Raw genomic sequence first — 19,145 nt, forward strand, 5'->3', positions numbered from 1 at the left:
CCCGTGAACGCTCCCGTGAGCGTTCACGGATTGCCGCGAATGATGAGCTGAACGGGTGACCCTGTCAAGGGTCAGGCAGATTCGCGCACTAACAGAACGGCGCTGACCAGCAGTTCTTCGTCGGGCAACGACGGCTCGCCCGCGACCAGCCGACCGGCCTGCGCTATCGCGAGTGCACCGATCCGGCGGGTGTCTAGCGCGACGCTCGTGAGCGCCGGATCGACGACCGTGCCGAGCTGCAGCCCGTCGAACCCGATCACCGCCAGGTCGCCGGGCACGGCCTTGCCGAGCCTGCGGGCCGCCTTGAGCGCGCCCATGGCGATGATGTCGTTGTAGGTGAACACGGCGGTGAGATCGGGATGCTGGTCGAGCAGCTCGTTCAACGCCTCCGCGCCACCGTCGGCGGACTGCACGGCGTTGCCGACGACGGGAGCGTGCAGCCCGTGCTCGTCCATCGCGTCGGTGAACCAGTCACGGCGCAGGCTCGGTTCGGCGCGGCCCGCGTGGTCGAGCATGCCGATCCTGCGGTGACCTGCGGCGACGAGATGATCGACGGCCTCGTGCACGCCCTTCTCGCCGTCGATGCGGATCGAGCTGAAGCGCGGCGAGCTGTGGTCACGTCCGATGAGCACCGCGGGCATTCCGCCGAGGTGCCGGTCGAGCTCGGCCTCGTCCAGGCTGAAGTAGCCGACCACGGCGTCCACCTGGGCCACGACGACCTCGAGCGTGCCGCGTTCCACGGCGATGCTGTCGGCCGTGTCGTAGACGATCACGTGCCAGCCGCGGGCCCGCGCTGCCTCCAGCGCCCCGGCCGCGACCTCGGTGAAGAACGGGTTGAGCAGATCGGGGATGACCAGGCCGATCGTGGTGCTGTCCTGTCGCACCAGACCCCGCGCGAACCGGCTCGGCCGGTAGCCCAGCTCCCGCGCCGCGTCGAGGACCCGCTGCTTGGTGCCGGCGTCGATCTCGCCCTTGTCGTTGAGCGCCCGCGACACCGTCTGCCGCGAGACACCGGCGACCCGCGCGACGTCGTTGATCGTGACGCGCTTGCCCATGATCACCTCTCGTCCGACTGCGACCGAGTATGCAGGGCGTCGAGCACCACGGTGATCGCGGCGCGCGAGTCGCGGCGCACGGCGGCGGTGATCCTTCTCGTCACCGGCAACTCCCTGGTGACGACGTCGAACCGCCGGTCGACGGCCAGCGCGGGCAGCACCGCGACCGCCAGCCCGGCCTCGACGTGCTTGAGCGTCAGCATGTAGTTGCTGAACCGCCCGACCACCCGTGGCTCGAACCCGGCCTGACGGCACAGCCGCGTCGCGAGCTTGGCCATGTACGAGCCGGGGATGTCGAACGCCCACGGCTCGTCCTTGCACGCCGGGATGTCCGCCGCGGGATGGTTCGGTGGCGTGACCAGCACGATCGGGTCCTCGCCCAGGGGCACGACGTCGATGTCGCGCGGCACGGGCAGCTCCACGAAGTCGGTGGTCGTGATGATCACGTCGACCTCGCCCGCGAGCAGCGCGGGCATGCTGGCGTGCGGCTCCAGCTCGACGATCTCGACGTCGAGGTGCGGGTGGTCGAGCCGTTGGATCGCCGGCACGGCCAGGGTGTGGATCGAGCTCTGGAACGCGCCCAGCCGGATGAGGCCGGACGGCTCCTGGCTGAGGCCTCTGAGCTCGGCCTCGACGGCGTCCATCTGGTCGAGGATCGACCGCGCCCGCCTCGCCAGGATGTGCCCGGCCGACGTGAGCCGGACGCGCCGCCCGGTCCGTTCGATCAGCTGGGTGCGCGTCTCGCTCTCGAGCACCGCGAGCTGCTGCGACACGCTAGAAGCACTCAGGTTCGCGGCCTGTGCCACGGCCCGCACGGTGCCCAGCGCGTCGAGCTGGCTGAGCAGGCGCAGGCGCCACGGGTTCAGCGTCATGTTGTGCAGTATTTCCGAACAGCGAGCGTGGAATTGTGAGATGGACCTGATGCTCGGCGCGTCCTAGCGTTTTCGGCATGGACACCTTCTGGGACGACGTCGACCGCCACCTCGTCCGCTACGGCGGCACGTTCACGCGCGAGATCATCGACAGCGCGTCGGGGAGTTTCCTGTTCACCGAGGACGGCCGCCGCATCCTGGACTTCACGTCCGGGCAGATGAGCGCGATCCTCGGCCACTCGCACCCGCGCATCGTCGAGACCGTGCAGCGGCAGATCGCGAACCTCGACCACCTGTTCAGCGGCATGCTGAGCCGCCCGGTGGTCGACCTGGCCCGCAGGCTCTCCGACACGCTGCCCGAGTCGCTCTCGAAGGTGCAGCTGCTGACCACCGGCGCCGAGTCGAACGAGGCCGCGCTGCGCATGGCCAAGCTCGTCACCGGCAGGCACGAGGTGGTGGCGTTCGCCCGCTCGTGGCACGGCATGACCGCCGCCGCAGCCGCCGCGACCTACAGCGCGGGCCGCAAGGGCTACGGCCCCGCCACGCCCGGCAACTTCGCGATCCCTGCGCCGTCCGGCGACTGGCAGGCGCAGCTCGACCTGGCGTTCGACCTGATCGACGCGCAGTCCGTGGGATCGCTGGCGGCGTGCATCGTCGAGCCGATCCTGAGCTCCGGCGGCGTCCTCGAACCACCGCCGGGCTACTTCGCGGCGTTGTCGGCCAAGTGCCGTGAGCGCGGGATGTTGCTGATCATGGACGAGGCGCAGACCGGGCTGTGCCGCACGGGCAACTGGTACGCGTTCGAGCGGGACGGCGTGGTGCCGGACATCCTGACGCTGTCGAAGACTTTGGGCGCCGGGTTGCCGCTGGCCGCCGTGATCACGTCCGCGGAGATCGAGGCGGAGGCGCACGCCCGCGACTACCTGTTCTTCACCACGCACGTGTCGGATCCACTGGTGGCGGCGGTGGGCAACACCGTGCTGGACGTGCTGATCGAGGAACGGCTGGACGAACGGGCAGCGAAGCTCGGCGCGTTCCTGCGCAACGGGCTGGACGACATCGCCGCGCGTCACTCGCTCGTGTCGGACGTGCGTGGGCGAGGGCTGCTGGTCGGGCTGGAGATCGCGGACGAGTCGCTGAGCGCGCCGATCACCCAGAAGTGCCTGGATCTGGGGCTGCACATGAACATCGTGCAGATCCCGGGGATGGGCGGGGTGTTCCGGATCGCGCCGCCGTTGACGGCGTCGGAGGAGGAGCTGGCGCTCGGGCTGGGCATCCTGGACGAGGCGATCGGGTCGGCCTGACCATCTGGCCATTCGTCTCGGCTGGAAGGTCGAGGCAGGCCGGTTCCGCTGCTCGTACGATCCCCGCGTGGGGGAACTTCGCCGTAAACCGCTGATCATCGCCACCGTCCTGCTGTGCGCGGCCGTCTTCGCGGTCACGGGACGGATCATCGGCTTCGACCGGGCACTGCACCTGATCAGCGGTCCCGGCGTCGGCAAGTCGGCGTTCGACAACCCGGTGTACACGATCGTCGAGTCGGCGTTCGTGCTGGTTCTCGTGTTCACGCACGCCTGGCGCACACCTGTGCTCATGGCGGTGCCGTCGATCGTGGCACTCGTGCTCGTCGTCGAACATGCCGCGTTCTACCGCCCGCACATATCGATGTCCCGCGCGGACGCCGTTCAGCTGATGCTGATCCTGAGCATCATCATGGCCGCGGGCGGTCTGCTGTTGCGGATGCGAGAGCGGTCGCGAGCCGCGTTGGCCGCGGCGGCGGAAGAACGGGCTCGCCGGGACGAGCGGCTCGACATGGCCCGGGAACTGCACGACGTCGTGGCGCACCACGTCTCGGGCATGCTGGTGCAGGCGCAGGCCGCGCTCGTGGTGGCGCAGCAGGACAAGGACAAGGCGTGCGAGATGCTGCCGGGCATAGTGGTGGGCGGCACGGACGCGTTGGGGGCGATGAGCGCGATGGTCAGGACGTTGCGGGACAACGGAGCCGCGACCGCGACCACCGATCTGACGGCGGACCTGCACCGGCTCGTGGAGAGGTCGGGGCTGCCGGTGCGGACGAGCATCGAGCTGACCAGCGAGGTGCGCCCGGAACTGGGGCGGTCGGTGCTGCGGCTGGTGCAGGAGGCGTTGACCAACACCCGCAAGCACGCCTTCGACGCCACGAGCGTAGAAGTGGACGTGCACCTCACGGACGAAGCGGTACTGCTGTCCGTTGTGGACAACGGGTCGGTGAGACCTTCGCACTCGGGCGGTTTCGGATTGGTGGGCATGCGGGAACGGGTGCACGAGCTGGGCGGGCGGTTCTTCGCGGGCGCCACCGGGGAAGGCTGGCTGGTCACCGCCGAGCTGCCGCTGGAGGTGCGTGCGTGATCTCCGTGCTCATCGCCGAGGACCAGGACATGGTGCGGGCGGGGTTCCGGCTGATCCTGGAGGCGCAGCCGGACATCACCGTGGTCGCCGACGTGGCGGACGGGGTGAGCGCGGTGCAGCGCGCCCGCGAGCTGGAGCCGCAGGTGTGTCTGGTGGACGTGCGGATGCCCGGCCTCGACGGGCTGGAGGTCACCCGGCAGCTCGCTCCACACACCCGTGTCGTGGTCGTGACGACGTTCGACAGCGACGAGGTGCTGAACAAGGCGCTGGACCTTGGCGCGTGCGGGTTTCTCACGAAGGACGCCAGTCCCGGACTGCTCGCCGAAGCGGTCAGGTCGGCGGCACGTGGCGACGTGCTCGTGTCGCCCCAAGTTGTGCTGCGGGTGCTGCGGCGGTCGGTGCAGCCGGTCGCGAGCGCCGACGCGGGCGTGCTGAACGAACGCGAACTCGACGTCGTGCGGCGCGTCGCGCAGGGACTGAGCAACAACGAGATCGCCGCCGCGATGAAGGTCTCGGTGTCGTCGGTCAAGGCTTATCTGGCGTCCGTGCAGACCAAGGTCGGTGCGCGCAACCGCGTCGAGATCGTCGCGTGGGCGTTCCGCTCGCACGTGGTGGCCGGCTGACCATGGCCGGATGGCCAGTTCCCGGCTCGCTGTCGTCCTTACGGCCATGATCTTGCGGCTCTGCGGCTGATCCGGCGGTACCCGTCGTACCAGCAGGCTCGTCCACAACGGATTTCGTTGTGGACGAAGGGTTCTGGACTGTGCTGGATCAGGTGCGGAGGTTCGGGTGGTGGCCCCTCAGTGCGATGCCCCGGGTCGATCCCCAGCGGATCTGGGTCGTCGTGGCCGCCTGCCTGCTCCTCTGGGTGTTCGTGCGCGGGTTCGGCACCGGCCTGCTGGATCTGCGGGTCTACCTCGCGGGCGGTGAGGCCTGGCGGGCGGGCACGGACCTGTACACCGCGGACTTCCAGGCGCCCCGAGATCTGCCGTTCACCTACCCGCCGTTCGCGGCCGTGCTGTTCAGCGGTCTCGTCACGCTTCCATTGCCGCTCAACGGCTTGTTGTTCACCGCGGCGGGCATCGCGCTCTTCACCGCGGCCTGCCTCGTGGCGGCGCCACGCCTGCAGACGGGTTTCGGCCTGGCCGCGTTAGGACTGCTGCTCGAACCGTTGCGCGGAGGGCTGGACCTCGGTCAGGTCAACATGGTCCTGATCGGCCTGGTCGCGGCCGACTGCCTGCTGCCGCGCACCCCGTGGCCGCGCGGCCTGCTCGTCGGACTCGCCGCCGCGATCAAGCTGACCCCGGCGATCTTCGTGCTGTTCTTCCTGTGCCGCGGGCGATGGCGGCCCGCGCTGACCGCAGTGGCGACGTTCGCGGCGTGCGGTCTGCTCGGCTGGGTGCTCGCGCCGGGGCAGTCGAAGCAGTTCTGGTTCCACGCGATGCTCGACCCGGAACGCGTCGGCGGACTCTCCTACAGCGCCAACCAGTCGTTGCGCGGCCTGCTGTTCCGGCTCGGCGCGCCCGAGTTCGTGTGGTTCGCCGCGGTCTTGGCGGTGCTCGCGGTGACCGTCGTGCTGCTGCCGCGGCTGCGTGACGACCTCACGGCCCTCGTCGCGGTCGCGGCAGCGGGTCTGCTGATCTCGCCGGTGTCCTGGTCACACCACTGGGTGTGGATCGCACCCGCGTTGATGCTGCTGGGCGGACGCGTCAGGATCGCGGTCGTGGCGGCGTTCGCGGTCGGCCCGCACTGGCTGCTGCCGACCGCGGGCGACCGTGAACTGGCGTGGACGTGGTGGCAGCACCTGGTCGGCAACACCTACGTGTGGCTGGGCCTCGCGTTCCTCTGCTGGTGCGCGGTCCGGTCCGCTCAGAGCGCGGGGCGAGGCCAGACGAACTCGTCGACCAGGGGACCGGCGACCACCCGCGCCAGCGCCTGAGCGGCGTCCATGCCGGAAGAGGGCATCTCCGCGGCGATGAGGCCGCCGAGGTACGCGGCCGCGCAGGAGGTGCCTCGCCACGTCGCGTACCCCGTGATGAGGTCGGTGGCGGGGTCGCCCTTGAACATCGTCACCGTCGCGGAGTCGAGATAGGTGCTGGTGAACGTGTCGTCGACCTCCGGCTGAACGATGTGCGTCACCCACGGCAGATCAGCGCTGTAGTGCGTGGTCGGGTCGGGGTCGGGCAGGTCGGGCACTCCGGCGGCGATCACACCGGGCAGCGCCGCGGGCCACGTCGCGGAGTTGCGGGTGACCAGCGAGGACGAGGTCATGCCGAGAAAGCCCCCGTGGTTGCCGGCCGCCGCGACGACGGCGATGTGCGGACTGAGCCGTTCGACGGCCCGTTCGAGGATCAGCGGCGGCTGGCCGTCGTGGGTGCGGCAGCCGTTGGCCATCACGATCAGGTGGACGCGGTCCTCCGGCTTGTCCGCGAGGAACGTCGCCAGCTTCTTGACCACCACCCACGCCTCGGCCTTGCCGTCGGGACCCAGCGCGGCGCGCGGGACCACCGTGGCGCCGGGTGCGGTCTTGAGGATCAGCCCGGCGACGAAGACACCGTGGCCCTCCTCGAAGTGGCTGGTTCCCTGCCGGTCTTTGGTGAACCAGTCGTGGTCAGAGGCGCGGACGGAGGTCTTGGGGAGCTGGGGGTGCTGGTAGATCTTGGTGTCCACCATGCCGACGCGCACGCCCTGACCCGCGTCGCCCTGGATCCACGGACCTTCGTGAGTGGCGGGCATCGGGTTCCAGAACGCCTGGCTCTTGGTCTGCGGGTAGGCGCCGAAGACGTTCCCCATCTTCCGGTTCTTGCCGATCAGCGGTGTCCAGCCGCCGCTGCGTCCCGCGATCCGTGCGCGCACCTCGGTGAGCACCGGGTCGAGGTCGGTGACGGGGTTCTGCGTGTCCCCGTGTTTCAGCGTGAGCAGTGTCAGGTCGAACTCGGGTATGGCGTCCTTGACGGCGTCCTCGATGTGCAGTTCGCCGAGCACGTGCCGCACGGCGCCGAGGTGGTGGGTGTCGACGACGAGCTCGTCGAGAACGGCGGTCGTGTTGTCCTGTTCGGGGTTCATCTCAGCCTCCGTTGGGGTCTCCGGTGAACCGATGCCGGAACGGCTCGCCCTGATACCTGGCGAAGAACGACCTCGCCGTGCACATTGGTCATCATGCTGGCGGGATCGGTGTTACACGCGGCGAGCGAAGCGATGCGGCTCGCCGACGTCGACCCGATCAGGGCGATCCCGCTGGCGGCACAGGTCGTGAGGAATTCTCGCGACGACGTCCCCGCCCTGGCGCTGGCCGAGCAGGCGTGGGGCCACGCGCTGTGCCAGACCGGCCAGATCGGCGAGGCGGTCACGCACCTGCGTCGCGCGGTCAGGCTGGGCGCGGGCAAGGCGGCGGCCGAGAGCCGGATGAAGCTCGCGTTCGCGCTCGTGCAGCAGGGGAGACCCACGTCGGCGCTGCACGAGGTGGACTTGGCCGTTCCTCTGCTGGGTGCGCGCGCCCGAAGCCAGCGCGCCGTGATCCTCTACCACCTCGGCAGGCTCGACGACGCCTTCGCCGACTATCAGGCCGCCGACCGCGCGTTGCGCCGGGGCGGCGAGAAGCTGGCCGTGCAGCGGAACCTCGTCAACCGGGGCATCGTGCAGGCCGAACGCCAGAACTTCGGGCTCGCGGTGAGGGATCTGGTGGAGGCGGAGGGGCTGGCGCGCGACCTCGGCCGTGATCTCGCGGTCGGGATCATCGCCGAGAACCTGGGCTTCGTGGAGAGCCGTCGCGGTGACGTTCCTGCCGCGCTCGCGCACTTCGACCGGGCCGAGGAGATCATCACGCGGAACGGCGGCCGGCTCGCACCCGTTCTCTTCGACCGCGCCGAGTTGCTGCTGTCCGTCGGTCTGGCCGGGGAGGCGCGAGAACACGCTTCGCAGGCCGTCACGGCGTTCCGCATCGAGGGACGCCGGCTCATGGTCCCCGAGACGTTGTTGCTGCTGGCCGACGCGGCGTTGCTCGGCCGCGACTGGGCCGCCGCCGGTCGGCACGCGCGCGCCGCGCTCGCCCAGTTCGTCCGCCAGGGCCGTGACCAGCACGCCGCTTTCGCGCGGGCAACGGTGCTGCGCGCCTCGTTGAGCGCCGGAAAGCCCTGCCGGATCAGCGATCCCGACGCGATGATGGCCGCACTGCACGGCAGACCCGCCGTGCAGGCGCACCTCGACCTGGCCGTGGTCGCCGGACGCCGAAGACAACCGGCCCGTGCGGTCGCGCACCTGACCACCGCGAGCCAGGCGCGGACACGTGGCCCGGCGACGCTGCGGGCGCGTGGCTGGTACGCCGAAGCCCTGCTGTACGAACACACCACGCCTCAACGCGCCGTGGCCGCCGCCAGGCGAGGCCTGCGCGTCCTCGACGAGAACCACGCGGCCCTGGGCGCCGGCGATCTCCGCGCCCACTCGGCCACCCACCGCGCGGACCTCGCCGAACTGGGCCTGCGCGTGGCACTGAGGTCCGGCCGGCTCGCCGACGTCTTCGAATGGGCCGAACGCGGCCGCGCGAGCCGGTTCCTGCACCGCCCGGTCCGCCCGCCGGACGATCCCGAACTCGCCGCGCTGCTGCAGTCGTTGCGCGCCACGAAGCTCACCCACCGCCAGGTGGAGCTGGAACGCCGGATCAAGAACCGCAGCCGCCTGCTCCGGGCGACCGGCCCCGGCCCGTCCGAACCGGTGCGGCCCGCCGAGCTGGACCTGGGCGGCCGGGTGCTCGTCCAGTACGTCGAGGCCGACGGTGACCTGCTCGCGTTGACCCTCACCGACCGGCGCCTGGACCTGCGCGTCGTGGGCCCGGTGCGCGAGGTGGCCGACCTGCTCGAACGCGTGCCGTTCGCGTTGCGGCACCTGGCCCGCCGCCCACGTCCCGAGATCCTGAAGCTGCTGAACACCACGACGTCCACATTGGACTCGCTGCTGCTGCCGCGCTGCGACCGGCCGCTGGTGGTCGTGCCGACCGGCCTGCTGCACAACGTCCCGTGGTCGACTTTGCCGTCGTGCCGTGGAAAACCGGTCGTCGTCGCACCCTCGGCGACGTCGTGGCGCAGCGCCGCCTCCCGGCCCGCTCGCCCACGCACGTTCGCCGTGGCGAGTGGCCCTGGGCTGCCAGGCGCGCAGGAAGAGGCGCAGGCCGTCGCGGACCTCCACGCCACCACGAACCCGCGTGACGCGACGGTCGACGACGTCCTGAAAGCGCTGGCCACGGCCAGCACCGTGCACCTGGCCGCGCACGGCCGCCTGAACCCGGACAACCCGCTGTTCTCCGCGCTGGACCTGCACGACGGCCCGCTCGTGGTCTACGACGTGCAACGCCTCGAACAGGTCCCGGACACCGTGATCATGGCCGCGTGCGACGTCGGCCGTTCGGTCGTCGTGTCCGGCAACGAACTCCTCGGCCTCGCCGCCACGTTCCTCGAACGCGGGACCTCGCAGCTGATCGCCCCGGTCGTGCCGGTGCCGGACGCCGAGACCAAGGACCTGATGCTGGGAGTGCACCGCCGGTTGCGCGAAGGCTGTTCGCCCGCGGCGGCGCTGGCCGAGGCGCAGGAGGAACTGGGCCGGCCCAACGGTTTCGTGTGCGTGGGAGCTTGAGGCTGAACGGGGCTCCCGCCCGGAACCCCGTTCAGCCTCACGACTACCGAGCGAACTGGAACCAGTTCACGTTCGCCAGGTCGCCACCCGTGCCACCGGTCGCCACCAGGTACAGCCGGTGCACGCCGGTAGCGCCGGACGCCGCGGCCGTGCGGCTGGCCCACGTCTGCCACCCACCCGTGCTCGCCGCGGAGACGGTCGCGACCAGCGGGCCGGTCGGGCTGTCCAGGCGGAACTGCAGGGTGCCGTTCGCCGTGGAACCGGACGCGAGTCGCGTGGTCACCGAGGTCGGGGGAGTGGCGCCGAAGTCGACGTCCGCGTAGGCCACGTAGTCGCCCGGCGTCAGGTAGCCGACGTTCTGCCCGCAGCCCGAATCGGTGCACCGCTCGACCTGCGTGCCGCTCTGCTCGTCGTAGTACGAGGCGCCGATCAGCGCGTACGCGTTCTGCGTGGCCGGGAACTGGGCGCCGAAGCCGTACGGGAACAGCGGTGCCTTGCCGTCACCGACGTTGATCGGCTGTTGCGAGGCGCTCTGCATCCACGTGAACGGCAGCGTGCCGGTCGGCCGGTAGTCGTCGAACAGGACGTCCGCGACGCCGTTGCCCTCGGTGCCGGGCAACCAGGCCGCGACCAGCGAGTGCCACTGCGGCAGCTGCGCCGCGATGTCCAGCGGGCGGCCGGAGACGAGCACCACCACGACCGGGACACCGGTGGCGCGCAACGTGTTCAGGGTCGCGATGTCCTCGGCGTCGAGGCCAAGGCCGCCGGGCCGGTCACCCGCGCCCTCGGTGTACGGGGTCTCGCCGACGACGGCGATCGCGGCCTGGTAGGTGCCGTCGACGCCGGTGCCGTTGCGGTTGTACGTCACCGTGGTGGACGTCGACACGGCCGAGCGGATGCCTTGCAACACAGTGGTTCCCGGCGTCACCGCGCCGCTGCCGCCCTGCCAGGAGATCGTCCAGCCGCCGCTCTGGTAGCCGATGTTGTCCGCGCTCTTGCCCGCCACGAAGATCTTCGACGCGGTCTTGGGCAGCGGCAGCACGCCGTTCTGGTTCTTCAGCAGCACCTGCGACTTGCGCACGGCCTCACGGGCCAGCGCGCGGTGCGCGGCGTTGCCGACGGTCGGCGTGTAGGCGCGGTCGGTCAGCGGCTTCTCGAACAGGCCGAGCTCGAACTTCTTGGTGAGGATGCGGCGGTTGGCGTCGTCGATGCGCGACATCGGCACGCGGCCCGCCTGCACCTCCTGCTTGAGGTAGGTGATGAACTGGCGCCACGCGGTCGGCACCATGATCATGTCGAGGCCGGCGTTGATCGAGTCGCGCACCTCGGCCGCGGTGAAGCCGGCCTGGCCGTCGATCTGGTCGATCGCGTTCCAGTCCGACACGACGAGGCCGCTGAAGCCGAGCTCGTTCTTCAGCACGTCGGTGATCAGGTACTTGTGGCCGTGCAGCTTCGTGCCGTTCCAGCTGCTGTAGGTGATCATCACCGAGCCGACGCCCTTGGCAATGGCGTCGCGGAACGGCGGCAGGTGCGTCGCGCGCAGCTCGGCCTCGCTGACCTGCGTGTTGCCCTGGTCGGTGCCGTTGGTCGTGCCGCCGTCACCGATGTAGTGCTTGGCCGTGGCGAGCACCGAACCGGAGTCCGACAGCTTCGAGCCCTGCAGGCCGGTGATCATCGTCGTCATCGACGTGGCGTCCTGGGGCGTCTCACCGAACGACTCGTAGGTGCGGCCCCAGCGGTCGTTGCGCGCGACGCACAGGCACGGCGCGAAGTCCCAGTCGATGCCGGTGCCCGACACCTCCTCGGCCGTGGCACGCCCGATCCGCTGCACCAGCGCCGGGTCACGCGTCGCGCCCAGGCCGATGTTGTGCGGGAAGATCGTGGCGCCGACGACGTTGTTGTGGCCGTGCACGGCGTCCACGCCGTAGATCATCGGAATGCCCAGCGGCGTCGCGATCGCCGCCCGCTGGAAGTTGTCGTACATGTTCGCCCACGACGTGGCGTTGTTCGGCGACGGCGCGGAACCGCCACCGGACAGCAGCGACCCGATCCGGAAGTTCGTCAGGTCGGCGTTGCTGACCGAGTTGCGCTCGGCCTGCGTCATCTGCCCGACCTTCTCGTCGAGCGACATGCGGCCGAGCAGGTCGGCGACGCGCGCCGGAATCGGCTGGGCAGGGTCCTTGTAGATGGGGTCGGCCGCGGCGGCCGTACCGGTGGGGATGACGGCGGCACTGAGCAGTAGTGCGGCCGCGAGGAACTTTCTCACAGGGCAGACCTCCGCAGGACGAGGTCCTGTTTACCTTGCGGCACAACAGGGTTCGCCGAGCGTAACCCGCGTTCACAAAGTGGTATAGACCATCGGGGAACCGGAACCAGTACCGGTTCCCCTGACCAGCCCTAACGACACCAGGACTGCACGGTCTCCGCGAAGTCGGGGAACTCCGCCCGCGCCTTGGTGAGCACCTCGGCCGGTGTGCGCGGCTCGATCCCGGAGTACTTCTCCGCGACGGCACGCAGTTCGGCGTTCGGCACACCGGTGTCCGAGCCGAACTCGACGGCCTCCTGCGGCCCCACGCCACCCGCGAGCAACCACAGGAATTCGCCCAGGCTCGTCGCGACGGGCCCGACCTCACCCTCCGACCCGAAGAACACGACGGGCTGCGCGGTCAACGGCCCCTCCCGCACCAGCCACAGCACGGCCAGCCCGCCGGTGCCGTCCTGCCCGAACGTCCGGAACGCGTCGCCGTCCAATTCTTTGTCACCGGTCCACGACCTGATCCAGTCGGTCGTCTCCTCGGCGGAGTCGAACTCCTGGTAGGGCTCGTAGTCCATGTTGCCCGGCGAGGGTTCGTCGGCCTTCTCGTCGTACTCCCAGGGGAAGTCGATGCCGCTCAGTGCGGCCAGCGCGGCGGGGAAGTCCCGGTCGTCAGTGATCTCCACGCGCGCACGCTACTTCAACAGATCGGCCGCGAGCGGCGTCTTGGGACGAGGAGAGGAGTCCGACATGCCGATGCCCAGATGGTGGGGCCACATCAACAAACGCGTGTTCAACCCGCGCGCGATCAAGAGCGGCAAGTGGGCGGTGCTCACACACGTGGGCCGCAGCTCGGGAATGCCCTACCGCACACCGATGGAGGCGCACCCGGTCGACGGCGGCTACCTGGTCGTCCTGGTCTACGGATCGAACTCGGACTGGGTCCGCAACGTCATGGCGTCCGGTCGTGCGCAGCTGACGGTCGACGGCGAGGAGCTCGAACTGACCGCGCCGCGGGTGGTCGGTGAGGCGGAGGCGTTCGCGGCACTGGCCGACGAGGTGAAACGGCCTCCCAAGGCGCTGCGCATCACCGAGTTCCTCCGGATGGACCTCGCCGCGCGCTAGTCCGACCGCTCGGTGGCCAGTTTGCCCAGCGCGTGCCTGTTCGTCAGCCCCGTCTTGGTCAGCAGGCTCGACACGTGCTTCTCGACGGTCCTCCGCGACAGGTGCAGCTGCGCGGCGATCTCGTTGTTGGCCAACCGGACCCCGAGCAGCCGCAGCACCTCGTACTCGCGGACGGTCACGCCGGCCAGCCGCAGCTCGTCGGGCACCTCGTCGGCGCCGGAGCGGCGTTGCGTCACCCGCACGCCCATCAGGCGCAGCTGGGCGCGGCACGCTCCGGCCACGGCGGCGATGCCGGCGTCGTGGAAGTGGTGTTCGGCGGCGCGCAGCCAGGTTTCGGGGTCGCCCCAGCCGTCGCGGGCGGCGGCCTCGCTGACGAGTCGCAGGCCGAGGTGGCGGGCCATCGGGTAGGGGTGGCCGACGTCGCCGCTCTCCTGGACCTGGGCCAGGGCCGCGTCCTTGTCGCCTTCGGCGCCGGCCAGGACGGCGGAGGCCAGCAGGGCGAAGTGGTGGTCCCAGCGCAGGCCCGCGGCGGGATCGGCGACGACCTCGTCGTACTCGGCTCTGGTCAGGTCGTCGTCGACGGCTCTGAGCAACAGGGAGAGGCCCAGGCGGCCGGTCAGGTGGTAGGTCGTGGGGGTGGCGCGTTCGGCGGCCAACGCCAGTGCGAGATCGGCCCGCGCCCTCGGTCTGTCCTCCTCGAGCAGTGAGCAGAACGTCGCCGCGAGGCCGTGCAGACGTGCGGTGTGTTGTTCGCCGCCTGGTTCGGACAGCACGGACCAGGCTTCGGTCAACGTCGTCCGGTCGCCGCGGTGGCCAGCCAGCACGGCGCGCAGCACCGCCATGAACTGGCTGATCTCCTGCAGTCCCAGGCGTTTCGCGGCGGAGGAGACGTCGTCGACGACCAGGGAGGCAGCGGCGAAGTCGGCGCGCAGGACGAGTTGCAGGCCGATGTTGACCTCGGACTGGTAGCGGGCGATCACCGCGCCGATCCGGGACGCCAGGTCGCGGGCCTGTTCCAGGCGGCCGAGGTCGCCCGAGCGCAGGGCGTCGTCCAGGCCAAGCCGCACGAGGGCGTGGATCTCCCAGATCGGCAGGTCGTGCGCGATCGCGAAAGCCCGGCTGCGTTCCAGGTACGCCGTCGCGCGGGCCGGGTCGCGGCGGCGGGTCAGCGCTCCGAGCAGTTGCCACGCCTGGCAGGCGACGACGGGGAGCGGGACGCGTTCGGCGACGGTCGCGGCGCGCAGCGCGGTCTCCTCTGCGCGTTCGAGGCTGCCCTGTTCGGCGCGGTCCAGTTCCAGGTGGGCGGCCACGACGTCCACAGGCGCGCACTCCTCGGGAGGGGCGTCACCCAGCAACGCCCGCGCGATCTCCACCTGGGCGAGGCCGTCGGAGGTGCGGCCGGCCAGGTTCGCCGCCCACGCCAGTTGCGTGTGCAGGCGGGCGCGGTGCGGGCGGTCGAGGCCGGAGCTGTCGAAGCTCATGGCCAGCGCGCGGTCGACCTGTCCGGCCTCGGTCAGCGCCAGCAGCTGGGCTTCGAGCGCCTCGAAGCGCTGGACGGGGTCCTCGACGAGTTCCAGCGAGCGTTCCAGCAACGTCACGGCCGACTGCGCGGCGCCCTGGGCCAGTGCCCGCCGTCCGGCCTCGGCGTAGAGCGCACCGGCCTCTGCGGTCTGGCCGGCCGCCTCCCGCAACGTCGCGCAGAGGTGGCACCAGTCGCCGGGCACGCCGGGGTAGCGCTTCTCGACGGCGTCGGCCGCGCGCCGGGCCAGGGACGACTGGACGTCCTCGGGGATCAGGGTCAGGACCGCGTCGGCGACCAGCGCGTGCGTGAAGAGGTACCAGTCGGGGGTGTGGTCGTCGGGGCCGATCAGGTGTGCGACGGGTTCGCTCTGCAGGTGGCGCAGCAGTGTGCGGTAGTCGAGGCCGGTGACCTCGCGGACGACGGTCAGCGGGAACCTGAGGCCGATCACGGCCGCGGCCGACACGAACTCGCGCGCCTGGTCGTTGAGGCGGCCGAACCGGCCTGCCACGCTGTGCACCAACGCGGACGGCGGCACACCGGCCTCGCCCATGCACCAGACGTCCCCGGTTCGCACGAGGTGCCCGTCCGAGACGATCTCGTCGAGCAGTTCCTCCACGAACAGCGGAAGCCCGCCGCTGCCCGCCCACAGCAGATCCAGTGCGGGCGCGGGCAAAGCGCCCTCCAGGCACGCGCCCGCGAGCGCGGACACCTGCTCGTGCTTGAAACGCCGGAGCTCGATGAGCGTGGCGGAGTCGCGTTTGCTGGTGGCGCGGGCGAACTCCAGCGCCGCGCTGTCGTCGTCGCGCATGGTCGCGAGCAGCAACGTCGGCTGGTGCGAGATGTTGTCGATGACGTACTCGAGCACTGCCAAAGTGTCCGGGTCGGCGTACTGCAGATCGTCGATGACGACGGCACATCCGCCGTCGCGGCCCACGAGTTCGGTCAGCCGCAGCACGCCCTCGGCGAGCACGATCAGCGAGCTGCTCGACGCGTCGTCGGCCGGGGTGCCCCAGTCGGGGTTCAGCCGGGCGAGTGCCGGACGGTAGGGGCCCAGCTCGTCGATGTCGACGGTGGTGCCCAGGCGTTGCAGTGACAGCAACGCTTCGCTCAGACAGCGGAACGGGATCGTGCGGCTCATGGCGCTGCCGCGGCCGCGCATGATGCTCATCCCGCTCTGGTAGGCGAGGTCGGTCGCGGCGGTGGCGAGCCGGGATTTGCCGATCCCGGCTTCGCCGGTCAGGAAAACGACCTGACCCCTCCCCGTAGCGACTTTCGCCAACGTCGTCCTGATCAGTCCCAGCTCATGGTCACGACCGACGACGACTGGTGCACGTAATGCCACTTGCACATGAGATCACGACCTGCCACGAAACGGTGACATACGGTCAGAAATCGGGCGTCAGTTTTCCGGACGGCAACAGGTGGAACCGTTCCCACCGCCGTTGACGGACACGACCGAGTCGAGCACGACGTCGGCGCTGGTCGGCGCCGCGGCGCTCGGACCTGCGGCGATGACGCCGGCGGAGAGAACGACGCCGGTCAGCGCGGCGATCCGCAGGCCGATCTTCCTGGTGGTGGCGCGAACCGAGGCGGACTGGTCGTGGGTCTCCGGCAATCTCATTGTTTCTCCTGTTGGTGAGTAACGGTTTCCTGCACTGCCCCGATCGACGGGGAAGATCAGTTCCCTGCTTCGAAAAGCAGGACGGACGGTGTCCGCTCCGGGAATCCCAGGCGCAGCAGGCCCATCCCGAGCCCGGCGAGTCCGGTGAGGAGTCCTGGGGTGGGCACGCGGTCCGGAGTGACGCAGCGGGGACCGTCGCGGCGCAACGTGGCCAGCACCTCGCCCGTACGGCGGTGCCGGGTCGCGGCGGACCAGCCGGTCACCGACACGTCCGCATGGCCGAGTTCCCCGTGGCACAAGGACAAGTCGTCGTCCGTCCATTTGGAAGCATCGTGCTGGCACCACCGGTCAGGACCGGCCGGTCCGTCCGGGTACCGCTCGGCCAGCTCACGTGCGTCGGAGCAGCCGATTTCCGCGTCGAGCGCCCGCATCGCCGCCGCCAGGCCGTGTTCCGGTTCGAACTCCGCGGCGGCACTTGCCAACCGAACGGTCGTGCGGGCCCAGCGAGCGACCTCGTCGTCGTCCAGCAACTTGGCGATCCTCGCGAGCCCGTAACCGATTCCGGCGAACCCGTTCAGGCCGCCGGAGCCGACCGCGGCGATCAGGTCGTCGTTGCCCCTGAGCGCGGCCAGCAGGTCCGGCACCGTCGCGAGCGCACGCCGTGCGACGTCGGTGTAGCGGCAGACCTCGCTGATCCGGCCGAGCTGGGCCAGGAACAGCGCCACGCCCGTGTAGCCGTGCGCGAGTCCGGCGCCCATCGGCAGCACCAGCCACCGCGTGTCACCTACGGGTTCGAGACCGATCCAGTTGATCCGCTCGGTGCCGTAGCTGGTCGTCACGATCCGGTCGGCGATCGCGCAGGCCGCGGACAGCACCTCGTCCGTGCCGACGGCGTGCTGCCGCACCTTGCCCGGCCCCGCTCCGGTGACCGCGACGCGGCGGGTCGCCAGTGCCGCGGCGATCACCCACTCCTGGTCGTCGCGGTCGAACTCGTCGAACTCGGACAGGCCCGCGAGCGCGTCCTCCAGCCCGGACGTGGCGAGCACACCGGGAAGCTTTCCCTTGGCGGACATCAGGTCGTGGCCGTCCGCGCGGGTCGTGAACAACGGGACGTCGCCCGTGTCGAGCTCGGCCGCCTCGAGTTCGGCCAGGCCGGGCAGGAAGTCCGTCGCGCAGGCCGTCGTGAACGCGGCGAGCCGGACACCGGCGTCGCGCAGGAACTCCGGCCCGCGGGTGGCGGCGAGGAGTCCGGTGTACTGGGCCGTCGGCCGGGGCACGATCCGCACCGGCACCGAGGCGCACCCGGCCAGCAGGGCGGCGAACTCCGCACTGTGCAAGGAGATCGCGTCGTAGGTCTGCCGGAACCCGGACAGGACGGCGTCCGCGTGGTCGGCGGCCTCGACGGCCTGGCCCTGCCACGTCGGGCGGTTGGCGGCGCCGATCACGAACTCGGGCCTGAGGACCGCGCGCATCCGGTCGGTGCCGGCGTCGAGCCATTCCGTTGTGGCGCTGGAGGTCTCCTGGCCTGCGTCGCCGCCGACGCCGGAGATGTCCACGAGCCCGTGCCGTCCGGCGACGGCGGGCAGGAGGCCGGTGCGGGCGACCGAACGGCCGAGCGCGACGACGGCAGGGTCGGGTCGTTCACCGGGCAGCTGGGCCTGGAAGAGGGTCTCCACGTCGATCAGCAGCGGCTGGTCTGCGCGGGTGATCACGTTCTGGTGGTGCATGTCCGTGGCGCGCAGCAGGTGCAGCACCGCGAGCAGGCCACCAAGTCGCAGAAAGTACGCCGTGGCGTCGGGGCAGGGCAGCGGAGCCGGCTCGACGTGCTCGGTCCAGCCGTAACCGTCGCCCGGCACCGCCTTGACGGTCGCGAGACCGAGGTCCACCAGGTCGTTCACCAGCTCGACGACGTGCGTGAGCCCGAGGTGGGCGTCGACGCCGCGCGGCTTGTAGACCAGCCGCTGCCCGTCCGCGAGTTCCAGGACCGTCGTCGCCCGTCCGCCCCGGTGCCGATCTCCGCCGGGACGGGCCGCGACGAGCGCGGACTTCGTGTTGAGCAGTGTGCCGGTCAGACGGTCCTGGTCGGCGGCATAGCGCGTGGCGAGCTCGGTGATGACCTCGACCGCGGTGTCGCGTTCCCCGTCCAGCTCCCGCACGAGCACGGGGTAGTGCTCGAAGTGGGCGCGGGTGAGGAAGTCCTGGAACCGCTCGTGCTCGTCCGCGCCCTTGAGGTCGTCCGCCTGCCCCATCTCGTGCACGAGAGCCGGCGCCGCGAGGCGGGTGAGCCGGGTGGTGAGGAGCCCGGCGCACGAGGCGACCAGTGCGGACGGATCAACGGCGTGCTCGGGCAGTGCGGCCAGAGCGGCGTGCAGACGGGCGCTCGCCGTGGCCACCCAAGGCTCCACGACGTGCGCGAACACGTCCGTGGGAGCGGGTGTGGCGCGGCAGGCGATCTCCATGAGACGAAGCGTGCCAGGGCGCTACCGGCGGGTCATGGGTGTAGAACACCACCATTGGCCCGCCGCTACGCATGGGCCAGTACGCATGCTCACCCATGCCGCTCGCGAATCGCTTGAGCGCATGCCGGTCGCACCCCTCCCCGCAGTGGCGTCGAGCTGCGGTTTCCGAATGGTGGTAGCGGCCACGGATGAGGTTTTCGCTGGTGGAAGGCACATTTGTGTCA

The 19,145-nt window shown here is 70.5% G+C and carries 14 protein-coding genes and 1 pseudogene; 6 read left to right on the top strand and 9 right to left on the bottom strand.

Annotated elements, in window-relative coordinates; translation table 11 throughout:
* Positions 1-71: 71 nt before the first annotated feature.
* Entirely contained in the window at positions 72-1,055 is a 984-nt protein-coding gene (locus OG205_RS05195; protein ID WP_330275092.1) for a LacI family DNA-binding transcriptional regulator, read from the bottom strand.
* 2 nt (positions 1,056-1,057) lie between these two features.
* Complete coding sequence (locus tag OG205_RS05200) at positions 1,058-1,927, bottom strand: LysR family transcriptional regulator (protein WP_330275093.1); 870 nt, start codon at positions 1,925-1,927, stop codon at positions 1,058-1,060.
* 77 nt (positions 1,928-2,004) lie between these two features.
* Here OG205_RS05200 and OG205_RS05205 point away from each other — a divergent pair, with 77 nt between their 5' ends.
* The 4 genes from OG205_RS05205 (at position 2,005) to OG205_RS05220 (ending at position 6,254) form a co-directional block, all read left to right on the top strand.
* On the top strand, positions 2,005-3,231 hold the full coding sequence (locus OG205_RS05205; protein WP_330275094.1) for an aspartate aminotransferase family protein: 1,227 nt from the start codon (positions 2,005-2,007) through the stop codon (positions 3,229-3,231).
* A gap of 67 nt (positions 3,232-3,298) precedes the next feature.
* Complete coding sequence (locus OG205_RS05210; RefSeq protein WP_330275095.1) at positions 3,299-4,315, top strand: sensor histidine kinase; 1,017 nt, start codon at positions 3,299-3,301, stop codon at positions 4,313-4,315.
* Complete coding sequence (locus OG205_RS05215; RefSeq protein WP_330275096.1) at positions 4,312-4,938, top strand: response regulator transcription factor; 627 nt, start codon at positions 4,312-4,314, stop codon at positions 4,936-4,938. Before OG205_RS05210 ends, OG205_RS05215 begins: the two co-directional genes overlap by 4 nt.
* A 185-nt stretch (positions 4,939-5,123) precedes the next feature.
* Positions 5,124-6,254, top strand: a complete 1,131-nt coding sequence (locus OG205_RS05220; RefSeq protein WP_330275097.1) for a glycosyltransferase 87 family protein — start codon at positions 5,124-5,126, stop codon at positions 6,252-6,254.
* On the opposite strand, the gene OG205_RS05225 is transcribed toward OG205_RS05220, so the two are convergent.
* On the bottom strand, positions 6,185-7,381 hold the full coding sequence (locus OG205_RS05225) for a S8/S53 family peptidase (protein WP_330275098.1): 1,197 nt from the start codon (positions 7,379-7,381) through the stop codon (positions 6,185-6,187). The two genes, OG205_RS05220 and OG205_RS05225, sit on opposite strands and share 70 nt — an antisense overlap.
* 93 nt (positions 7,382-7,474) lie before the next feature.
* On the opposite strand from OG205_RS05225, the gene OG205_RS05230 reads away from it, so the two are divergent.
* Positions 7,475-9,940 carry a CHAT domain-containing protein gene (locus OG205_RS05230; protein ID WP_330275099.1) on the top strand — a complete coding sequence of 822 codons (2,466 nt, stop codon included), beginning with the start codon at positions 7,475-7,477 and terminating at the stop codon, positions 9,938-9,940.
* A 43-nt stretch (positions 9,941-9,983) separates the two neighbouring features.
* Here OG205_RS05230 and OG205_RS05235 read toward each other — a convergent pair whose 3' ends face one another.
* The 3 genes and pseudogenes from OG205_RS05235 to OG205_RS05245 all read right to left on the bottom strand — a co-directional run bounded on the left by OG205_RS05235 (position 9,984) and on the right by OG205_RS05245 (position 12,880).
* Positions 9,984-10,373: a carbohydrate-binding protein gene (locus OG205_RS05235; RefSeq protein ID WP_330278104.1), complete on the bottom strand. Its 390-nt coding sequence runs from the start codon at positions 10,371-10,373 to the stop codon at positions 9,984-9,986.
* A gap of 24 nt (positions 10,374-10,397) precedes the next feature.
* A pseudogene (locus OG205_RS05240) lies at positions 10,398-12,206 on the bottom strand (glycoside hydrolase family 3 protein); the annotation flags it as partial.
* 131 nt (positions 12,207-12,337) lie between these two features.
* On the bottom strand, positions 12,338-12,880 hold the full coding sequence (locus OG205_RS05245) for an SMI1/KNR4 family protein (protein WP_330275100.1): 543 nt from the start codon (positions 12,878-12,880) through the stop codon (positions 12,338-12,340).
* A 64-nt stretch (positions 12,881-12,944) separates the two neighbouring features.
* Between OG205_RS05245 and OG205_RS05250 the strand changes: the two genes are divergently transcribed.
* Positions 12,945-13,319 carry a nitroreductase family deazaflavin-dependent oxidoreductase gene (locus OG205_RS05250; RefSeq protein ID WP_330275101.1) on the top strand — a complete coding sequence of 125 codons (375 nt, stop codon included), beginning with the start codon at positions 12,945-12,947 and terminating at the stop codon, positions 13,317-13,319.
* On the opposite strand, the gene OG205_RS05255 is transcribed toward OG205_RS05250, so the two are convergent.
* Genes OG205_RS05255 through OG205_RS05265 form a run of 3 tightly spaced genes read right to left on the bottom strand, consistent with a single transcriptional unit; the run spans position 13,316 to position 18,921 of the window.
* On the bottom strand, positions 13,316-16,189 hold the full coding sequence (locus OG205_RS05255) for an ATP-binding protein (RefSeq protein ID WP_330275102.1): 2,874 nt from the start codon (positions 16,187-16,189) through the stop codon (positions 13,316-13,318). The two genes, OG205_RS05250 and OG205_RS05255, sit on opposite strands and share 4 nt — an antisense overlap.
* 51 nt (positions 16,190-16,240) lie before the next feature.
* The gene (locus OG205_RS05260) at positions 16,241-16,462 is read right to left on the bottom strand and encodes a hypothetical protein (RefSeq protein ID WP_319974447.1); all 222 of its coding nucleotides are present in this window, start codon (positions 16,460-16,462) and stop codon (positions 16,241-16,243) included.
* 56 nt (positions 16,463-16,518) lie between these two features.
* Positions 16,519-18,921, bottom strand: coding sequence for a type 2 lanthipeptide synthetase LanM family protein (locus OG205_RS05265; protein ID WP_330275103.1), 2,403 nt, complete (start codon positions 18,919-18,921; stop codon positions 16,519-16,521).
* Positions 18,922-19,145 lie beyond the last annotated feature (224 nt).

The sequence above is a fragment of the Lentzea sp. NBC_00516 genome, assembly GCF_036346835.1.
Classification (GTDB): Bacteria; Actinomycetota; Actinomycetes; order Mycobacteriales; family Pseudonocardiaceae; genus Lentzea; species Lentzea sokolovensis.

Coding starts and splice junctions, on each gene's coding strand:
- OG205_RS05195 (WP_330275092.1), bottom strand. CDS start 1,055: ATGGGCAAGCGCGTCACGATCAACGACGTCGCGCGGGTCGCCGGTGTC.
- OG205_RS05200 (WP_330275093.1), bottom strand. CDS start 1,927: ATGACGCTGAACCCGTGGCGCCTGCGCCTGCTCAGCCAGCTCGACGCG.
- OG205_RS05205 (WP_330275094.1), top strand. CDS start 2,005: ATGGACACCTTCTGGGACGACGTCGACCGCCACCTCGTCCGCTACGGC.
- OG205_RS05220 (WP_330275097.1), top strand. CDS start 5,124: ATGCCCCGGGTCGATCCCCAGCGGATCTGGGTCGTCGTGGCCGCCTGC.
- OG205_RS05225 (WP_330275098.1), bottom strand. CDS start 7,381: ATGAACCCCGAACAGGACAACACGACCGCCGTTCTCGACGAGCTCGTC.
- OG205_RS05230 (WP_330275099.1), top strand. CDS start 7,475: ATGCTGGCGGGATCGGTGTTACACGCGGCGAGCGAAGCGATGCGGCTC.
- OG205_RS05250 (WP_330275101.1), top strand. CDS start 12,945: ATGCCGATGCCCAGATGGTGGGGCCACATCAACAAACGCGTGTTCAAC.
- OG205_RS05260 (WP_319974447.1), bottom strand. CDS start 16,462: ATGAGATTGCCGGAGACCCACGACCAGTCCGCCTCGGTTCGCGCCACC.
- OG205_RS05265 (WP_330275103.1), bottom strand. CDS start 18,921: ATGGAGATCGCCTGCCGCGCCACACCCGCTCCCACGGACGTGTTCGCG.